This is a genomic window from Nonomuraea sp. NPDC050328, assembly GCF_044459405.1.
Lineage (GTDB): Bacteria > Actinomycetota > Actinomycetes > Streptosporangiales > Streptosporangiaceae > Nonomuraea.
Genome location: NZ_JBITIW010000005.1, coordinates 579655 through 597126, shown reverse-complemented (window position 1 = coordinate 597126; position 17472 = coordinate 579655). Strand labels below are relative to the sequence as shown.

Annotated in this window: 22 protein-coding genes; 6 read left to right on the top strand and 16 right to left on the bottom strand. The window is 71.2% G+C overall.

Annotated features, from left to right (window positions below):
• Window positions 1-13 precede the first annotated feature (13 nt).
• Window positions 14-700: a DUF1707 domain-containing protein gene (locus ACIBG7_RS22465; RefSeq protein ID WP_397337469.1), complete on the top strand. Its 687-nt coding sequence runs from the start codon at window positions 14-16 to the stop codon at window positions 698-700.
• A 5-nt stretch (window positions 701-705) separates the two neighbouring features.
• Here the strand turns inward: ACIBG7_RS22465 and ACIBG7_RS22460 are convergent, their stop codons facing one another.
• The 16 genes from ACIBG7_RS22460 to ACIBG7_RS22385 form a co-directional block, all read right to left on the bottom strand.
• Window positions 706-1440: an alpha/beta fold hydrolase gene (locus ACIBG7_RS22460; RefSeq protein ID WP_397337468.1), complete on the bottom strand. Its 735-nt coding sequence runs from the start codon at window positions 1438-1440 to the stop codon at window positions 706-708.
• The gene (locus ACIBG7_RS22455) at window positions 1437-2087 is read right to left on the bottom strand and encodes a GntR family transcriptional regulator (RefSeq protein ID WP_357921137.1); all 651 of its coding nucleotides are present in this window, start codon (window positions 2085-2087) and stop codon (window positions 1437-1439) included. Before ACIBG7_RS22455 ends, ACIBG7_RS22460 begins: the two co-directional genes overlap by 4 nt.
• Complete coding sequence (locus tag ACIBG7_RS22450; RefSeq protein WP_357921135.1) at window positions 2072-2668, bottom strand: malonic semialdehyde reductase; 597 nt, start codon at window positions 2666-2668, stop codon at window positions 2072-2074. Before ACIBG7_RS22450 ends, ACIBG7_RS22455 begins: the two co-directional genes overlap by 16 nt.
• Window positions 2665-3537, bottom strand: a complete 873-nt coding sequence (locus tag ACIBG7_RS22445) for a dihydrodipicolinate synthase family protein (protein ID WP_357921133.1) — start codon at window positions 3535-3537, stop codon at window positions 2665-2667. Before ACIBG7_RS22445 ends, ACIBG7_RS22450 begins: the two co-directional genes overlap by 4 nt.
• 1 nt (window position 3538) lies before the next feature.
• A complete protein-coding gene (locus ACIBG7_RS22440; RefSeq protein WP_357921130.1) occupies window positions 3539-4249 on the bottom strand; it encodes an ABC transporter ATP-binding protein in 711 nt (236 codons plus the stop codon).
• The gene (locus ACIBG7_RS22435; RefSeq protein ID WP_357921127.1) at window positions 4246-4647 is read right to left on the bottom strand and encodes a VOC family protein; all 402 of its coding nucleotides are present in this window, start codon (window positions 4645-4647) and stop codon (window positions 4246-4248) included. The genes ACIBG7_RS22440 and ACIBG7_RS22435 overlap by 4 nt, the downstream gene beginning before the upstream one ends.
• Window positions 4648-4658: 11 nt before the next feature.
• The gene (locus ACIBG7_RS22430) at window positions 4659-5405 is read right to left on the bottom strand and encodes an ABC transporter permease (protein WP_357921124.1); all 747 of its coding nucleotides are present in this window, start codon (window positions 5403-5405) and stop codon (window positions 4659-4661) included.
• Complete coding sequence (locus ACIBG7_RS22425; protein ID WP_357921122.1) at window positions 5402-5932, bottom strand: VOC family protein; 531 nt, start codon at window positions 5930-5932, stop codon at window positions 5402-5404. Before ACIBG7_RS22425 ends, ACIBG7_RS22430 begins: the two co-directional genes overlap by 4 nt.
• Window positions 5933-5942: 10 nt before the next feature.
• Window positions 5943-6908 carry an ABC transporter substrate-binding protein gene (locus ACIBG7_RS22420; RefSeq protein ID WP_397337467.1) on the bottom strand — a complete coding sequence of 322 codons (966 nt, stop codon included), beginning with the start codon at window positions 6906-6908 and terminating at the stop codon, window positions 5943-5945.
• A 2-nt stretch (window positions 6909-6910) separates the two neighbouring features.
• Entirely contained in the window at window positions 6911-7792 is an 882-nt protein-coding gene (locus ACIBG7_RS22415; RefSeq protein WP_397337466.1) for a fumarylacetoacetate hydrolase family protein, read from the bottom strand.
• A 168-nt stretch (window positions 7793-7960) separates the two neighbouring features.
• On the bottom strand, window positions 7961-8767 hold the full coding sequence (locus tag ACIBG7_RS22410; RefSeq protein WP_397337465.1) for a sirohydrochlorin chelatase: 807 nt from the start codon (window positions 8765-8767) through the stop codon (window positions 7961-7963).
• Complete coding sequence (locus tag ACIBG7_RS22405; protein WP_357921110.1) at window positions 8749-9477, bottom strand: phosphoadenylyl-sulfate reductase; 729 nt, start codon at window positions 9475-9477, stop codon at window positions 8749-8751. The genes ACIBG7_RS22410 and ACIBG7_RS22405 overlap by 19 nt, the downstream gene beginning before the upstream one ends.
• A complete protein-coding gene (locus ACIBG7_RS22400; RefSeq protein WP_357921107.1) occupies window positions 9474-9617 on the bottom strand; it encodes an Insertion element protein in 144 nt (47 codons plus the stop codon). Before ACIBG7_RS22400 ends, ACIBG7_RS22405 begins: the two co-directional genes overlap by 4 nt.
• Complete coding sequence (locus ACIBG7_RS22395) at window positions 9614-11284, bottom strand: nitrite/sulfite reductase (RefSeq protein WP_397337463.1); 1671 nt, start codon at window positions 11282-11284, stop codon at window positions 9614-9616. The genes ACIBG7_RS22400 and ACIBG7_RS22395 overlap by 4 nt, the downstream gene beginning before the upstream one ends.
• A 112-nt stretch (window positions 11285-11396) precedes the next feature.
• Window positions 11397-11480 (bottom strand): putative leader peptide, encoded by an 84-nt coding sequence (locus tag ACIBG7_RS22390; protein WP_357922150.1) that lies wholly within the window; start codon window positions 11478-11480, stop codon window positions 11397-11399.
• A 91-nt stretch (window positions 11481-11571) separates the two neighbouring features.
• Window positions 11572-12372, bottom strand: a complete 801-nt coding sequence (locus tag ACIBG7_RS22385) for a hypothetical protein (protein WP_397337462.1) — start codon at window positions 12370-12372, stop codon at window positions 11572-11574.
• A 211-nt stretch (window positions 12373-12583) separates the two neighbouring features.
• On the opposite strand from ACIBG7_RS22385, the gene ACIBG7_RS22380 reads away from it, so the two are divergent.
• From ACIBG7_RS22380 to rsgA, 5 genes are all read left to right on the top strand, one after another.
• A complete protein-coding gene (locus tag ACIBG7_RS22380) occupies window positions 12584-13366 on the top strand; it encodes a TIGR03084 family metal-binding protein (protein WP_397337461.1) in 783 nt (260 codons plus the stop codon).
• A 66-nt stretch (window positions 13367-13432) separates the two neighbouring features.
• On the top strand, window positions 13433-13810 hold the full coding sequence (locus tag ACIBG7_RS22375; RefSeq protein ID WP_397337460.1) for a YccF domain-containing protein: 378 nt from the start codon (window positions 13433-13435) through the stop codon (window positions 13808-13810).
• 48 nt (window positions 13811-13858) lie between these two features.
• The gene (locus ACIBG7_RS22370) at window positions 13859-14800 is read left to right on the top strand and encodes a YihY/virulence factor BrkB family protein (protein ID WP_357921093.1); all 942 of its coding nucleotides are present in this window, start codon (window positions 13859-13861) and stop codon (window positions 14798-14800) included.
• Between the two features lie 107 nt (window positions 14801-14907).
• Window positions 14908-16158, top strand: a complete 1251-nt coding sequence (gene glyA, locus ACIBG7_RS22365) for a serine hydroxymethyltransferase (protein ID WP_397337459.1) — start codon at window positions 14908-14910, stop codon at window positions 16156-16158.
• 197 nt (window positions 16159-16355) lie between these two features.
• Window positions 16356-17456 (top strand): ribosome small subunit-dependent GTPase A, encoded by a 1101-nt coding sequence (gene rsgA, locus ACIBG7_RS22360; RefSeq protein WP_357921087.1) that lies wholly within the window; start codon window positions 16356-16358, stop codon window positions 17454-17456.
• The last annotated feature ends 16 nt before the right edge of the window (window positions 17457-17472 follow it).

Here is a 17472-nt window from a genome sequence, read left to right as displayed (position 1 = left end):
TATGTTGCGTCTTATGGACGAAGTGCGCGCGTCTGACGCCGAGCGCGAGGCCGTGGTGGAGCTCCTCAAGCAGGCCTCCGTGGACGGCCGGTTGACCCTGGTCGAGCTCACCGAACGCACGGGGGCGGCCTACACGGCCAGCACGCAGGCCGAACTCGCCCTGCTCACCCAGGACCTGCCCGCCGTCTCGGCCGCGCCGTACGCGCCGCAGCCGGTGGACACCGAGCGCAAGCGGCGCTGGTTCGTGGCGGTGATGGGCGACTCCAAGCGGCGCGGCAAGTGGCGGGTGGAGTCGGAGATCGGGGCCGTCGCGGTCATGGGCGACGTGCTGCTCGACCTGCGCGAGGCGGAGGTGCGCGGCAACCGGATCGACATCGTGGCCACCGCGGTCATGGGCGACGTGAAGATCATCGTGCCGGACGGGGTGGACGTCGACCTCGAAGGCATCGCGATCATGGGGGACAAGAAGGTCGACGTCATGGAGGCCGAGCCCGGCCGTGACGTCCCGGTCGTGCACGTCAAGGCCTACGCCGTGATGGGCGACGTCAAGATCATCGGCGACTCCAAGGCCGAGCCGATCCGCCGCGGCCTGTCCGCCTGGCGGGAGCACTGGCGCGCCCTCGTCGGCGACGACGGCCTCCACGGCCTGCACGGCGGCCAGTACAACCCGTGGACGGGCCGCCGCCGCGAGATCGACTAGCGGTCTCAGGCCGGCGCGGCCCCGTCCGGGAGGGTGGCGGCGATCAGCCGGGCCAGCTCCGCCGCGACCGCCTGCGGGGCTTCGAGCTCGGGCACGTGGCCGCAGCCCGGCACCACGGTCAGCCGCGCGCCGGGGATCGCCGCCGCCACCGGCCGGGCGCAGGTCGCCACCGGCGTGACCGCGTCCAGCTCCCCGCCCAGCACCCCCACCGGTACGGCAGGCACCCCCGCCAGCCACCGGTGGATGTCGCCGAACGCCAGCAGCCGCGCCGCCCGCAGATAGGCCGAGGCGTCCAGGGCCAGCGTCGCGGCCCGCGCGGCGGCCAGCGCCGACGGGGATCCGGAGGCGATGAGCACGGGCACCCGCTCGGCCGCCATCCGCTCCGGCCCGAGCGCGATCAGCGCCTCCCGCGCCGCCAGTTCGGCCGCGCCCCCGCCACCGGGCGCCGGAGCGCACAGCAGCAGCGACCGCACCCGCTCGGGGAAGCGCGCGGCGGTCTCGGCGGCGATGAGCGCGCCGATGGAGCTGCCGACCAGGTGGCAGGACCCGATCCCGCGCTCGTCCAGGAAGGCGGCGAGCGCGTCGGCATAGCTCCCGGACTCGGCGAGCGGCGGCGTGCCCGCGTACCCCGGCAGGGTCCAGGCCACCCCGCGCACCCCGGCGGGCAGCAACTCGACGACCTGGTCGAAGGCCGCCGCGTCCGACCCGATGCCGTGCAGGAACACCGCGACGTCCGTCATTTGAAGAACTCGATCACGTGCACCGAGGAGTTGGTGATGTGCTCGTGCATCGCGGTGTAGGCCGCCTCCGCCTCCCCGGCGAGGATGGCCGTCACGAGCTGACCGTGCTCGGTGAAGGAGGCCCGCATCCGCTCGTTGCGCACGTAGAACTGCGGCAGCCGGAAGGGCGAGGCGCGCTGCCGCAGCCCGCGCGCGATCTCGACCAGCGGCCGGTTGCGGCTGCCCTGGTAGACCAGGTCGTGCAGCCGCTCGTTGCAGACCGCGTAGCCGGCGTCGTCGCCGGTGCTGACGAACGCCGACGACTGGCTGTGGGCCAGCTCAAGCTGCCGGCGCTCGATGCCGGTGAGCCGGACCGCGGCCAGCTTGGCGCACAGGGCGTCGATCTCGGCGCACGCCTCGAAGAGCTCCTCCAGTTGCTGCGGGTCGATCTCGGCCACCCATGCGCCCCTGTTGGGCAGGATGCGCACCAACCCCGTGCCGCTGAGCTGGCGCAACGCGTCGCGGACGGGGGTGCGGGAGACCTGGTAGCGCTCGGCGAGCGCGGGCTCGTCGAGCTTCTGGCCCGGCCGGAGCCGCCCCGACACGATGTCGTCGGCGATGCGCTGCCGGATCTCCTCCGACCGGGTCTGGCCTACAGAAGCGTGCATGCGTCCTCGAATGAGAGCCGGGGCAGGCGGGGATAGAGTGCCTCCCGGTCGGCGCGGCCCAGGTTGCACAGGAAGTTGACCCGGATCCGGCCGTCGGGGAAGAACTCCGCCTCCAGCCGCTCGCGGTCGAATCCCGACATGGGCCCGCAGTCGAGGCCGAGCGCCCGTGCGGCCATGATGAGATACGCCCCCTGGAGGCTGGAGTTGCGGAGCGCCACCTCGTGGCGGTGGCTGCTCCTATTGTCCCCCTCGTGGGCCGTTATCAGATCATCCCGGCCGGGGAAAAGCACCGGTGCCATGTGGTGGAACCGCTCGTCCCAGCCGATGATCACGGTGACCGGGGCCTCGCGGGTGCGCACCACGTTGCCCGGGTCGAGGCAGCGCAGCAGCCGCTCCTTGGCCTCGGGGGTGCGGACGAAGACGAAACGGGCCGGGCACAGGTTGCCCGCGGTGGGGCCGAGCCGTACCAAATCGTAGAGTTCGCGCAGCACCTCCTCGGCGACCGGTTCGGCGGTGAACCGGTTGGCCGTGCGGGCCTGCCGGAACAGGCGGTCGAGGACGGTCCCGGTCTCGGCTCTCACGCGAGCTCCGCCTCGAAGGCCTGGATCTTGGCGACGACCTCCGCCAGCTTGGCGCGGGCCGGTTCGGTGAGCGGGGCGACGGGCAGGCGCGCCGGGCCGGGGTCGTGGCCGGTCAGGGCCATCGCCTCCTTGATGACGACCGGGAAGGAGCCCAGCTCCCAGGCCCGGCGCAGCGGCGCGAGGGCGTCGCTGATCGCCAGCGCCTCCTCCAGCCGCCCGGACTTGGCCGCGCCGTACATCCGGACCAGCAGGCGCGGGAAGACGCAGGCGGCCGGGGAGATGGCGCCGGCGCCGCCGTGCAGCAGCAGGGCCAGGGTGATGGTGTCGCGGCCGGAGAAGACCAGCGCGCCGCCGCGCAGGTACTCGACGGCCTGGGTGAGGTCGCCGCTGCTGTCCTTGATGCCGACGACGTTGCCGAACGGGGTGAAGCCGGTGAGGTTGACGCCGGTGCGCGGCGGGTTGTTGTAGGCCAGGACCGGCAGGTCGGTGGCGGCGGCGACCTGGCGGTAGTGCGAGGCCAGCTCGGCGGGGGAGGGCGACAGGAAGTAGGGGGTGATGATCATGGCCACGTCCGCGCCGATCGACTGGGCGGCCCTGGTCAGCTCGATGCTCTCGCGGGTGGAGATCGCGCCGGTGCCGGCGTAGACGGGCACCCGGCCGGCCGCCTCCTCGACCGCGATCTCGATCAGCCGCAGCCGCTCGGTGCGGTCCAGGACGGCGAACTCGCCCTGGCTGCCGGCCACCGAGACGCCGTGCACGCCCTCGCTCAGCAGGTGGCGGACCAGCTCGCGGAACCGGGTCTCGTCCAGGTCCCCGTCCTTGGTGAAGGCGGTCGGCGTGGCGGTGACGATGCCCTGCAACACGGCCATCTCAGACCACTCCCATCAGCTTGCTCAGGTGCAGGACGGCCTCGGCGAACTCCGGCAGGCCGCGGGTGACGGCCGGGTCGCGGGGCCGGGGGATCTCCACGCGCATCTCCTCGGCGACCGCGCCCGGCCGGCCGGTCATCACGACCACGCGGTCGGCCAGGAAGACCGCCTCGGGGATGCTGTGCGTGATCAGCACGACCGTCTGGCGCAGGTCCTGCCACAACCGCAGCAGTTCCACGTTGAGCCGGTCGCGGGTGAGCGCGTCGAGCGCGCCGAACGGCTCGTCCAGCAGGACGATGCGCGGCTCGCAGATCAGGGTCTGGCCGAGCGCGGCACGCTGGCGCATGCCGCCGGACAGCTCGTGCGGATATTTCCTGGCGAAGGCCGACAGGCCCAGCGTCTCCAGCATGGGCGCGGTATCCACCTTGCGGCCCTTGAGCTGGGCGCCCAGCCCGACGTTCTGCTCGACGGTCAGCCAGGGCAGCAGGTTGGAGGTCTGGAAGACCACTCCGATCCCGTCGCCGGTCTCGACGCGGCCGGAGCTCGCCTCCTCCAGCCCGGCCACGATGCGCAGCAGGGTGCTCTTGCCGCAGCCGCTGGGGCCGAGGATGGCCACGAACTCGCCCTCGCCGACCTCCAGGTCGACCGAGTCGAGCGCGTGCACCCCGCCGGGGAAGGTCTTGGAGACCCTCCCCAGCGAGATCGCCGTCACTTGCGCGCCCCGACCCACCCGTTCTGGGTGATGTCGAAGACGATGCCGTCCGGGTCGCGGTACTTGGCCTCGTAGTAGAGCGAGTCCTTCTCCAGCGGCAGGTCCATGAAGTACACCCCGCCCCGGTCGGTGATCGCCTTGGCCTGCTCGTCGAGGTCCTCGCACCAGAAGCCGAAGTGGTGCACGCCCACGTAGTCCTTGCCGCGCTCCAGGCCGGCCGCCTCGTCGGTCTTGTAGTTGAGCAGCGCCAGGCAGACCGTCCCGTCGCTCAGGTAGAGACCCGAGGCGATCGGCGACTCGGTCTCGCCGACGACCTCCATCTCGAAGGCCTCGCAGTAGAACTTGGCCGACGCCTCCAGGTCCTGGACCGCCAGCGCGACGTGCCGCAGCTTTGCCATGATCGAACTCCTTAGGTGATGGACCGGCCGCGCCACCAGACGAGGCGGCCGAGCAACTCGATGACTCCGTAGAGCAGGAACGACAACGCGCTGACCAGCACCAGCGCGGCGAACACCAGGTCGGTGCGGTTGCTGGAGGCGGCGAACTGGATCTGGCTGCCCAGCCCTTTCTCCGCGCCCACGAACTCGCCGACGATGGCGCCGATGACCGCCAGCGGCATGGCCACCTTGCAGCCGTCCACCACCGCCGGCAGCGCGTACGGCACGCGCAGCCGGGCGAAGGTCTGCCAGCGCGTGGCCTTCAGCGCCCGGAAGTGCTCCTCCAGGTGGCTGGGGGTGCCGGCCAGCCCGCCCAGGGTGGCGATGGCCACCGGGAAGAAGGCGAACAGGAAGGCCATCAGCGCCTTCGACCCCAGCCCGTAGCCGAACCAGACGACGAACAGCGGCGCCAGCGCCACCTTCGGCAGCCCCTGCAACGCCACCAGCAGGGGGTAGAGCGTGCGGCGCAGCGGGGGCCAGCCGTGGATGAGCACCGCCAGGACCACCCCGCCGAGCGCGGCGGCGGCGAAGCCCAGCAGCACCTCCCAGGTGGTGATCAGCAGGTACTCGCCCAGCGTGGCCCGCGACTCCCAGCCCGCCGCGAGCACCTCGCTGAGCCGGGGCAGCAGGTAGGACTTCAGGCCCAGCAGGCCCGGCAGCCACTCCCACAGCGCCAGCAGGGCCACGACCAGCAGCGCGGGTTCGACCCAGCGCCTCACGCCTTCTCCTGGTAGAGGGCGGGGGCGGTGACGCGGAAGCGGCTGAAGTGCCACTGGTCGTAGGCGTCCAGGTTGTCCTCCCAGACGGCCGGCTCGTAGGGGTGCTCGGCGTCGATCCGCACCATGTCGGCGTAGAACTCCACGAAGTTGCCGTCGGGGTCGCGGAAGACCAGGAAGAGGTTCTCGCCGGGGCCGTGCTTGCCGATGCCGCGGACGATGTCGACGTTCTTCTCCTCCAGGAAGTCGGCGATGCCCTCCAGCTCCTCCAGGCCGCCGACCTCGTAGGAGAAGTGCTCCAGCCCGGCGCGCTCGCCGACCTCGCGCGGCGGCAGGGCGGCGGTCTCCGGCGGGAGCTGGGCCAGGCCCAGGTCGTGGTGGTCGGTCCCGCAGCGCAGGAAGACCATGGAGTCGCCGATCCAGTCCGACAGGGTCAGGCCGACGATCTCGGTGTAGAACTCGTACGACTTCTGGATGTCGCGCACCTGCAGGACCAGGTGGCCGAGCTTGCGGGGGCGGGGCTTGGGCATGGGGGTCGCCTCACTTCAGGTAGTCGTTGCTGTAGACGTCGGTGGGTGGGACCCGCACCTGGTAGGCGGTCCCGATGATCTCGGCGGTGCTGGCCATCCGGGCCGGGTCGAAGCGGCCGCTGCCGTCGCCGAGGAGCTGGTTCATGTCCTCGACCTGCCGGGTCAGCACGTCGGACTTGAGCTCCGGGTAGCGCTTGAGCATGATCTCGACGACCTTGGCCGGGTTGTCCTTCATGAAGGCGTAGCCCTTGTAGGTCGCCCGCAGGAACTTCCTGACCTGCTCGGGGTCCTTGCTCAGCCGCTCGGCCGAGGTGACGATGCCGTTGCCGTACATGTCGAGGCCGTGCTCGCGGTAGTCGAGCCACTTGATCTCACGCCCGGCCGCCTTGGCCAGGTCGAGCACGGTCGCGCGGTTGCTGCCGGCCCAGCAGTCGGACAGGTCGATCTTGCCCTGGACCAGCGAGGCGTCGACCACGGCCGGGTCCATCTTGAGCAGCTTGATGTGCTCCTTGGGCAACCGGTTGCGCTCCAGCCAGACCGGCAGCAGGCTCTGGATGGGCGAGGTCGCGCCGCCGCCGAGCACCAGGCCCTTCAGGTCGGCCAGGCCGTTGACCGAGTGCTTGCCGGCGTCGTAGCACAGGCCGCCTGGCCAGACGGTGTTGAGCGCGCCGACCATCACGGTCTTGCCGTTCTTGGCGCGGTTGAGGATGACGCTGATCGGGTCGCCGTAGCCGTAGTCCCACTGGCCCTGGTCGATCTCGTTGACCGTGCGCGTGCCGCCGTACCCCCGGACGGGCTCCACGCTGAGGCCCTCGGCCTCGTAGTACCCCTGGTCGATGGCGGCGAAGACGCCGCCGAGGCTGCCCTGCGGGAACCAGGCGAGGTTGAAGGTGACCTTCGTCCCGCCCCCGCCGCCGGCCGAGCCGCACGCGACGAGCAACGCTGTCAGGGCGGCCGCGGCCACTGCATGCTTCATGGCTACTCCTGGATCACGGGGTTCTCCAGGACGCCGATGCCGTCGATCTCGGCCCGCATGACGTCTCCGGAGGAGAGGTAGACGCCGCGGCCCATGCCGACGCCGTCGGGGGTGCCGGTGGCGATCACGTCGCCGGGCCGGAGGGTGAGGATGCTCGACAGGTAGGCGATCTGCTCCGCCAGCGTGAAGATCATCTCGTTCGTCTTGCCGTCCTGCATGATCTGGCCGTTGACGGCCAGGCGCAGCGCGACGTGCTGCGGGTCGCGGACGAAGCGCGCCGGCACCACCCACGGCCCGAAGGGCGCGAAGGTGTCGAAGCACTTGCCGCGGAACCAGTCGAAGGTGAAGGGGAAGTCGTCGCGCATGTTGAGGTCGCGCGCCGAGACGTCGTTGAGGATGCTGTAGCCGGCCACGTGCTCCAGCGCCCGCTCGGCCGGGATGTGCCGGCCGCCGCGGCCGATCACCGCGGCCAGCTCGACCTCCCAGTCGAGCTGCCGCGTGCCGGCCGGCATCACCACGTCCCGTCCGGGGCCGACCACCGCGGAGTCGGCCTTCATGAAGACGTACGGCTGGCTGTCGGCCTTGGCGGCGAGCACCGTGCCCATCTCGTCGGCGTGGTCGACGAAGTTGGAGGCGGCGGCGAAGATCCGGCCCGGCCGGTACGGCTCGGCCAGCTCGGCGCTGTGGTCGGGCAGGTCGGTCCGGGCGGCGGCGGCCTCGGCGAGGCGGACGAGCTCCTCCTCGTGCCCGGTCAGCAGGGTGACCAGGTCGGGGAGCGGGCCCTCCCACAGCGCGGCCAGGTCGTGGACCCGGTCGGGCGCCAGGACCAGCGCCGGTCTCAGCTCCGCGCCGGCCCGATACGAACCCAGGGCAAACCAGCTCACGCATGCCTCCTCGGTGGTGTGCGCTTTCTTGATGAGATGTATACACATCGAGCGCAAGGCATGCAATAGTGCATTTCATGTGGACAACATGGGACCGGCCCCGGGTTGCGGCGTGCCCGGGGCCGGAAGTGGGGAGCTCAGTGAGAAGAGCTGCAGAAGGTCATCGTGTTATCGGCCGGCCGCCTGCAGAAGTAGCTCCGGCGTGACACCTTGGCTACGTTGCGTAGTCTCGTCGTAACGCTGAAGCAGCACCGCGGCCAGCTCAGGCGCCGCGCCCAGCACGTCCGCGGTCACGTCCGCGCCCGACGTGCGCCGCACCTTGTCCGCGAAGTACCCGGGAGCCAGCAGGTACGGCACGCAGACCACCCGAGCCGCCCCGGCCTGGCGCGCCCGCGCCACGGCCTCCTCCGGCGACGGCCCGGTCGCCGAGGCGTAGGCCGCGCCGACCGACCGCCAGCCGGCCGGCCACTCCCGCGCCATCCGCGCGATGACGGCGTTGGCCCGGGCGTCGCTCGACCCCGCCGACACCAGCACCAGCGCGGTCTCCGCGTCGCGCGCCACCCCGGCCTCGGCCAGGCGGCGCTCCATGATCTGCGTCATGAGCGGGTGCGGCCCCAGCGTGCGGCCGTACCGCACCCGCACGCCCGTGCGGGCCCGCACCTCGGCCAGCGCCGACGGCAGGTCCACCCGGCTGTGGTAGGCCTCGGTCAGCAGCAGCGGCAGCACCACCGCCTCCGCCAGCCCGTCCAGCGCCTCGGACAGCCGCGGCCCGGCGTGGTCGAGGTAGGCCGCGCGCACCTCCAGGCCGGGGCGCGCCAGCCGTACCAGATCGAGCAGAGCCGCCACCGTCGCGGCGGCACGCGGATCACGCGACCCGTGCGCCACCGCGACGAGGGGCGCGGCCGAAGGCCCGGCCGCGGGGGAGGAGCCCGGCCCGCCTGCCAACGGGCCGGGACTCACGTGTGCAGGCCGCATTCGATCTTCCCCAGGCCGGCCCAGCGGCCACTGCGCGGGTCCTCGCCCTCGGCCACCTGCCGGGTGCACGGGGCGCAGCCGATCGACGGGTAGTTGTCGTAGTGCAGCGGGTTGATCAGCACGCCGTTGTCGGCGATGTAGTTGTCGACCTCCTCCTGCGTCCAGGCGGCGATCGGGTTGACCTTCACCATCTGCCGCTTGGCGTCCCACTCGACCACCTTGGTGCCGGTGCGGGTGGGCGACTCGTCGCGCCGGATCCCGGAGATCCAGGCGAGGTACGGCTCCAGCGCCCGGTTGAGCGGCTCGACCTTGCGCAGGTAGCAGCACAGGTCCGGGTTGCGGCCGAACAGCCGCGGGCCGAGGTCGCGCTCCTGCTCGGCCACGCTGCGGCTCGGGTAGATGTCGATCACGTTGACGTCGTAGACCGCCCGCACCGCGTCGCGCGTGCCGATGGTCTCGGCGAAGTGGTAGCCGGTGTCCAGGAAGAGCACGTCCACGCCCGGCTTGACCCGGCTGACCAGGTCGATGAGGAGCGCGTCGCTCATCGAGGAGGTCAGGCACAGCCGGTCGCCGAAGGTGGCCGCGGCCCAGCGGATGATCTCGCGGGCCGGCGCGCCCTCCAGGAAGACCGCGGCGGACTCCACGATGCTCTGCAGGTCGAGCGTGCCGCGTTGCTCTCGCAGGCCGAGCTCGATGTCGACGAGCGTCATATCTTTACCCCGATCCCCAGGAAGGTCAGCTTGAAGGCGCGAGCGCAGGAGCGGCAGTACCAGCCGCCGTCGCGCTCGTAGGGCTCCAGGTCCTCGTCACCGCAGTAGGGGCAGTGGAAAGGCACCGCGCGCTCGCTCACGAGAGATCACCCTCGTCCGCGCGCTGGACCCAGTCGGCGAACCGCTCGCCGTCCTTCTTCTGGGACTCGAAGTTGCGCAGCACCCGCTCTACGTAGTCGGGCAGGTCCTCGGCCGTGGTCTTGAGACCGCGCACCTTGCGGCCGAAGCCGGGGTTGACGCCCAGCGAGCCGCCCAGGTGGATCTGGAAGCCCTCCTTGCCGTCGACGAGCTGGCCCTTCAGCCCGATGTCGGCGACCTGGATGCGGGCGCAGGAGTTGGGGCAGCCGTTGAGGTTGATGGTCAGCGGCTCGGCGAAGTCCGGCAGGCGGCGCTCCAGCTCGTCGATGAGATTGGCCCCCGCGGCCTTGGTCTCGACGATGGCCAGCTTGCAGAACTCGATGCCGGTGCAGGCCATCGTCTGGCGGCGGAAGGTGGAGGGGTTGACCTTCAGGTCGTTGGCCTCCAGCTCGGCCACCAGGCCGTCCACCTGGTCGGGGGCGACGTCCAGGATGACCATCTTCTGCTCGACCGTGGTGCGCACCCGGGCCGAGCCGTACTTCTCGGCCAGGTCGGCGATCAGGTGCAGCCGGTCGCCGTCCAGGCGGCCGACCTTGGGCGCGAAACCGACGTAGAAGTTGCCGTCCTTCTGCGGGAAGACGCCGACGTGGTCACGCCGGTGCCCGCGCGGCTCGACCGGAGCCGGGCCGTCGGGCAGCGGCTCCTTGAGGTACTCCGTCTCCAGCACCTCGCGGAACTTCTCCACGCCCCAGTCGTTGACCAGGAACTTGATCCGCGCCCGGTGCCGCAGCCGGCGGTAGCCGTAGTCGCGGAAGATGCCGATCACGCCGCCGTAGACGTCGGCCACCTGGTCCGGGCGGACGAAGACGCCGATGCGCTTGGCGAACATCGGGTTGGTCGACAGGCCGCCGCCGACCCACAGGTCGAAGCCCTTCTCGCCGTCCTTGTCCACCGCGACGAAGGCCACGTCGTTGATCTCGTGCACCGTGCAGTGCGCCGGGCAGCCGGACAGCGCCGACTTGAATTTGCGCGGCAGGTTGGAGTAGGCCGGGTCACCGATGAACCGGTCGTGGATCTCCCGCACCTGCGGCGTCGCGTCGAGCAGCTCGTCCTGGTCGATCCCGGCCAGCGGGCACCCCATGATCACTCGCGGGGTGTCGCCGCACGCCTCGGTCGTCGACAGGCCCACGGCCTCCAGCCGCTCCCAGATGTCCGGGACCGACTCGATCTCCACCCAGTGGAGCTGGATGTTCTGCCGGTCGGTGACGTCCGCGGTGCCCCTGGCGTACTCGTTGGCCAGGTCGGCCACCACCCGGAGCTGCTCCAGGCTGAGCTGGCCGCCGTCGATCCGGACCCGCAGCATGAAGTAGCGGTCGTCCAGTTCCTCCGGCTCCAGGATCGCCGTCTTCCCGCCGTCGATGCCGGGCTTGCGCTGGGTGTACAGCCCGTACCAGCGCATCCGCCCTCGCAGGTCGGCGGGATCGATCGAGTCGAAACCGCGCTTGCTGTAGATGTCGATGATCCGCTGGCGGACGTTGAGGCCGTCGTCGTTCTTCTTGTTCTCTTCGTTCTTGTTGAGCGGCTCGTGGTAGCCGAGCGCCCACTGGCCCTCGCCGCGCGGGCGCTTGTGGTGGCGGCTGGCGTTTCCCTTGATCGGGCTGGTCGTCATTGCGCGTCCTTTGGGTTCTTCGGGCGCGCACGGCGATCCTCCTGCCTCGTCATCGAGTGCAGGGGTTCAGGGTGGGGTGGCGTGCGACGAGCCCGGCTTCGGCAGGAAGGGGTTAGCGGGCGTCGCAACAGATGGCACTGCGGACACGCTGAAGGTCGACGTGGCGTCGACCGGTGAGCATGGGGTCCGCTGGCATGGTCATGACGATACCCCGGCGATTACGGATGTCCAAGGCGGGGTCCACACTTTGGACTCTTCCGGCCATTCCCCTTTCCCCGCCCTCCGGGTCACGGGGAGGGGTGCGGGGCCGCTGGTTTCGTGGCTGTCGTTCGCACGGTGAGCGCCACCAGCACCGCCGCGCCCAGCACCGGCCACCACACCGCCCGCACGACCGTCCCGGGCCCGGCCCCCTCCAGCAGCAATGCCACCGGCGCCGTCAGAGCCATCCCCAGGAGAACCCCCGCCGCGCCGTACGCGGCACCCCGCCCGCCCCGGCTGGCCACCAGCCCCAGCGCCACCGCGGCCAGCGGCAGCCCGAGCGCCCTCACGTAGTCGAGAGCCAGCTCCACGTGGAAGGGCACCACCACCACCGACGCCGGCAGGTACGAGACCCGGTTCATCGGCCCCGCCACGAACCCCGGCCCGATCAGGGTGGGCAACGCCGCCGCCACCGCCGCCCCGCCCCAGAGCCCCCACTGACGCCCGCTCAACCCCGCCGGCGTCCCGCCTCGCCTGATCGCCAGAACCACCAGGGCCGAGGCCGCCAGATAAGGCCCCAGCACCTCCCAGGGCAACCCCCAGCCTCGCGCCCCCGGCATGGGCAGCAACCACCTCTGCGCGATCAGCAGCCCGGCGGCCACCAGCGGCACCCCCGCCGCCACCCGCCCGGCCCCGCTCCGAAGCGCCACCGCCAGCACGATCGGCACGAACACCGGCACCAGCCGCCCGGCATCCCAGGCGAGCAGCCCCCCGAACCCGACCTCACCCGGCGCCTCGGCAGCAGACCCGTCCGGCGGACTGAACAACCACCGCAACGCCGCCACCAGCGGCGCAACCGTCACTGAAACGGCCAGGAACCGTAAACCCACGCGAGGACCCTAGCCCCGCCCGCGGTGGCTGAGAAAGACCCGTCAGCCCTGCCGCTTCCAGTTCAGGTCGGGCTCGCCTTCCGAAAGGCGGTCCTCCCGGCCCTCCGGGCGGGCGCGCGGCTGATGCTGGCAGTCGCACCAGGACCCACCACGGCACTCCTCGTGCCGTTTGTCCTTGCAATGCTCGCAGATCATAGGTACAGCATCCCTCATGGACTTAATCGCCGGCCTGCTGGCCGACCTGCGCGCCGAGACCGAGTCGCTGGTCGAGATCCTGCGCCCGCTGCGGGCCCAGGACTGGGAGACCGGCACCCCCGCGGAAGGCTGGACGATCCGCGACCAGGTGGCCCACCTGGCGTGGTTCGACGAGGCCGCCACCCGTGCGGTGGCCGACCCGTTCGGCTTCCGGCGCTCGCTCGCCTCGCTCGACCCGGGCTTCGTGGACACCGTCACCGAGGACTCCAGGACGTTGCTCCCGCACGAGGTGCTGGAGTGGTTCCTGCGCGCCCGCGCGACCATGCTGGAGACCTTCGCCACGCTCGCGCCGCGCGACCGCGTGCCCTGGTACGGGCCGGACATGTCGGCCGCCTCGTTCGTCACCGCCCGGCTGATGGAGACCTGGGCCCACGGCCAGGACGTCGCCGACGCGGCCGGCGTCACCCGCCGCCCCACCGCCCGGCTCCGGCACGTCGCGACGATCGGCTTCAGGGCCATGCCGTACGGCTTCGCCGTACGCGGCCTGCCCGTGCCCACGGACCCCGTCCGGGTGGAGCTCACCCTGCCCGACGGCACCCTGTGGGCCGCGGGCCCTGCGGACGCCGCCGACGTGGTCAGGGGCCCGGCCCTCGACTTCTGCCTGCTGGTGACCCAGCGCGTCCACCGCTCCGACACCGCCCTCGACGTCACCGGCCCCACCGCCGACGCCTGGATGGACGTGGCCCAGGCCTTCGCCGGCCCTCCCGGACCGGGACGCCCGCCCCGTGACCCTGAGTAGCGGATCAGGGTCTGACCAGGGGGATGCCGGATGATCCCAGCGAAAGGGCGATGACATCCTGAAGGTATGCGGACCATCCTGAACGTCATCTGGCTGATCTTCGCCGGGATCTGGCTGGCGGCCGGTTACGCCCTCGCCGGCGTCATCTGCTGCATCCTGATCATCACGATCCCGTTCGGCATCGCCTCGTTCCGGATCGCGGGGTACGCGTTGTGGCCGTTCGGCAGGACGGTCGTCCGCGACCCGGAGGCCGGGATCATGTCCACGATCGGGAACGTCATCTGGGTGCTGGTCGCCGGGATCTGGCTGGCGATCGGGCACGTCCTGACCAGTATCCCGCTGTTCGTCTCGATCATCGGGATTCCGCTGGGCATCGCCAACCTCAAGATGATTCCGATCTCCTTGCTGCCGCTGGGGGCGAAAGTGGTGGACATCGACCGGTAAACGGCGCGCATCGGGGTAGCGATGTCCCCAGGTCATATGCTGAGCGAGATGACGTCCACCGATGCGCGCACGCGAGCGCCGAAACCCAAACGCTCGCCTCTGCGAGAGGCCAGGGCCCGGTTGAGCTGGGTGCTCGACACCAGGTCCTGGTCCATCGTGCGCGCGACCGTCAACGCGGGCGTCACCTACCGGGTGACCGGATTGGCGGGGGAGGCGGCGTTCTTCGCGCTGCTGTCGCTGCCGCCGTTCGTGCTGGGGCTGCTGGCCGTGCTCGCGCCGCTGAGCACGCTGCTCGGCCCCGACACCATCACCACGGTCAAGGACGCGGTCCTCGACCAGGCCCAGTACCTGTTCACCGAGGACGCGATCGAGCGGGTGCTGAAACCGCTCATCGACGACGTGCTCAATCCCAACCACAGCGTGCCGCTGATCTCGCTGGGTTTCCTGCTGTCGCTCTGGTCGGGATCGAGGGCGTTGTACGTCTACGTGGACCTGATCTCGGTGGCCTACGGGCTGGGGGAGGAGCGGGGGATCATCAGGACCCGGCTCATGTCCTTCGGCCTGTACGTGGTGGCGCTGCTGATCGGCGTGGTGGTGATGCCGGTCATGCTGATCGGCCCCGACCTGCTGCGGGCCGCCTTCCGCGAGTACGACGTGCTGGTGGACGTGCTCTACTGGCCGGTGGTGGTCATCGGGTCGGTGCTGTTCCTGACGATGCTCTACCACGTGAGCGTGCCGGTGCGGACGAAGTGGTTCCGCGAGCTTCCGGGCGCGATCCTGGCGCTGTTCCTGTGGATCGTCTGCGCCGCCGTCCTGCGCGCGGTGCTGGCCTCGTGGCTGTCCCCGATGAGCGTGTACGGCTCGCTGGCCGCCCCCATCGCGGTGCTTTTGTGGCTGTACATCACGGCCTTGGCGGTTCTGATCGGCGCGCTGCTCAACGCCGAGGTGGACCGGCTGTGGCCGCACGCCGCCAGCCGTACCGGCCGCTGATAGTGTCTAGGGCGCGACTGGCGCGTGGGTGGGGCACCACCGGGGAGCGAGCGGGCGGAGGCCGGGCGCCTGGGTCTTCGCCGATGATCACCACTGACAGGAGTGTCATGAGTTCTCTCGCTAACGTCGACCCCCAGCTCGCCGAGCTGATCAAGGCCGAGGAGCGGCGTCAGGCCGACACCGTCAAGCTCATCGCCTCGGAGAACTACGTCTCCAAGGCCGTGCTCGAGGCCACCGGCACGGTGCTGACCAACAAGTACTCCGAGGGCTACGCGGGCAAGCGTTACTACGAGGGCCAGCAGGTCATCGACCAGATCGAGACCCTCGCCCAGGAGCGGGCCAAGGCCGTCTTCGGCGTCAACCACGCCAACGTGCAGCCCTACTCCGGCTCGCCCGCCAACCTAGCGATCTACATGGCCTTCCTGCAGCCGGGCGACACGGTCATGGGCATGGGCCTGCCCTTCGGCGGCCACCTGACGCACGGCTGGTCGGTCAGCGCCACCGGCAAGTGGTTCAACCCGGTCCGGTACGGCGTGCGCCAGGACACCGGCCGCGTCGACCTGGACGAGGTCCGCGAGCTGGCCCTGGAGCACCGGCCCAAGCTGATCTTCTGCGGCGGCACCGCCATCCCGCGCACCATCGACTTCGAGGGCTTCGCCGCCATCGCCCGCGAGGTGGGCGCCGTGCTGGCCGCCGACATCGCGCACATCGCCGGCCTGGTCGCCGGTGGCGCGCACCCCTCGCCGGTCGGCCACGCCGACGTCATCTCCACCACGACGCACAAGACCCTGCGCGGCCCGCGCGGCGCCATGCTCATGGCCACCACCGACGAGCACGCCACCGCGCTCAACAAGGCGGTCTTCCCCGGCCTGCAGGGCGGCCCGCACAACCACACCACCGCGGCCATCGCGGTGGCGCTGCACGAGGCGGCCCAGCCGGAGTTCAGGACCTACGCCCACCAGGTCGTCGCCAACGCCAAGGCGCTGGCCGAGGAGCTGTCCGCGCGCGGCTTCGACCTGGTCTCCGGCGGCACGGACAACCACCTCATCCTGCTCGACCTGACCCCCAAGGGCATCGGCGGCAAGCCCGCCGCCCAGGCGCTCGACCGGGCCGGGCTGGAGACGAACTACAACACCGTGCCGTTCGACACCCGCAAGCCGTTCGACCCGTCCGGCATCCGCATCGGCACCCCCTCGGTCACCTCGCGCGGCATGAAGGAGGGCGAGATGCGGCAGATCGGCGCCTGGATCGACGAGGTCGTCACCGCGCTGGCCAAGGGCGACGCCGAGGACGTGATCTCCCGCGTGCACCACGAGGTCAGCGAGCTGACCGCGCAGTTCCCGGCCCCGGGCCTGTAAGCACCAGGACAGCCCCGCCGTACCGGCCCGCTGGCGGTACGGCGGGGCTTCGCCGTACCGGCTGTGGTGCTACAGTGAGCGCAGGCACATCGACCGAGGAGGTGAGGACATGCGGGTCTTTCTGACGATCCTGCCGTCGTCCAACAACCTCCGGGTGGTCGCCTGACACACCCGGGTTCATCCAAGGGTGTTCCACAGTGTCTTTTGATCTTTCTCTGCTCGGCTGGACCGACTCTCTCGCCGCCGAGTTGCCCAACGACACCATCCCGGCCCGGGTGGCCCGCGTCGACCGCGGTGCCGCCGAGGTCATCGCCGAGGACGGTACCCACCAGGCCCGATACAGCGCGGACGTGCGGCGGGCCGCCGCGCACGACCCCGTGGCCCTGCCCTGCGTGGGCGACTGGGCGGCGGTGCGCCTGCTGCCCGAGGGCCGCTACGAGCTCGTCGCGGTCCTGCCGCGCCGCAGCGCCTTCGTGCGGGGCGGCGTGGCCCGCGACTCGCGAGGCGGGTTGTCCGGCGACAGCCAGGGGCAGGTGCTGGCCGCCAACGTCGACCTCGTCTTCGTGGCCGAACCCGCCCTGCACGCCACCGACTTCGCCGACCTCGGGCGCATCGAGCGCCTGGTGGCGCTGGCGTGGGAGAGCGGCGGCACGCCCGTCGTGCTGATCACCAAGTCGGACCTGTTCGAGCAGGGGCTCGACGACCTGCTCGACGACGTGCGCGGAGCCGCGCCCGGCGTCGAGGTGCACGCGGTCTCCTCGCTGCAGGGCGAGGGCGTGGACCTGGTGCGCGACTACCTCGCCGGCTCGCTGACCGCGGTGGTGCTCGGGCCTTCCGGCGCGGGCAAGTCCACCCTGGTCAACGCGCTGGCCGGGGGCGAGGTCATGGAGACCCAGCAGGTCAGGGCCGGCGACGGCCGCGGCCGGCACACCACCGTGCACCGGGAGCTCATCCCGCTGCCCGGGGGCGGGCTGGTCATCGACACGCCGGGTATCCGCCGGGTCGGCCTGTACGGCATGTCGGACGGGGTGGACCTGGTCTTCGCCGACATCGACGAGCTGGCCCAGCAGTGCCGGTTCGACGACTGCGCGCACGACAGCGAGCCCGGCTGTGCCGTACTGGCGGCGCTGGAGAGCGGCGAGCTGCCCGAGCGGCGGCTGGAGAGCTGGCGCAAGCTCCAGCGGGAGGCGGCCTGGATGGCGGCGCGCGGCGACGCGCGGCTGCGCAAGGAGCATGTCGGCCGGTGGAAGAGCGTCACCAAGCAACTGCGCCAGCACTACAAGAACCAGGGTCGCTGACCCCGGCACGCCGGCT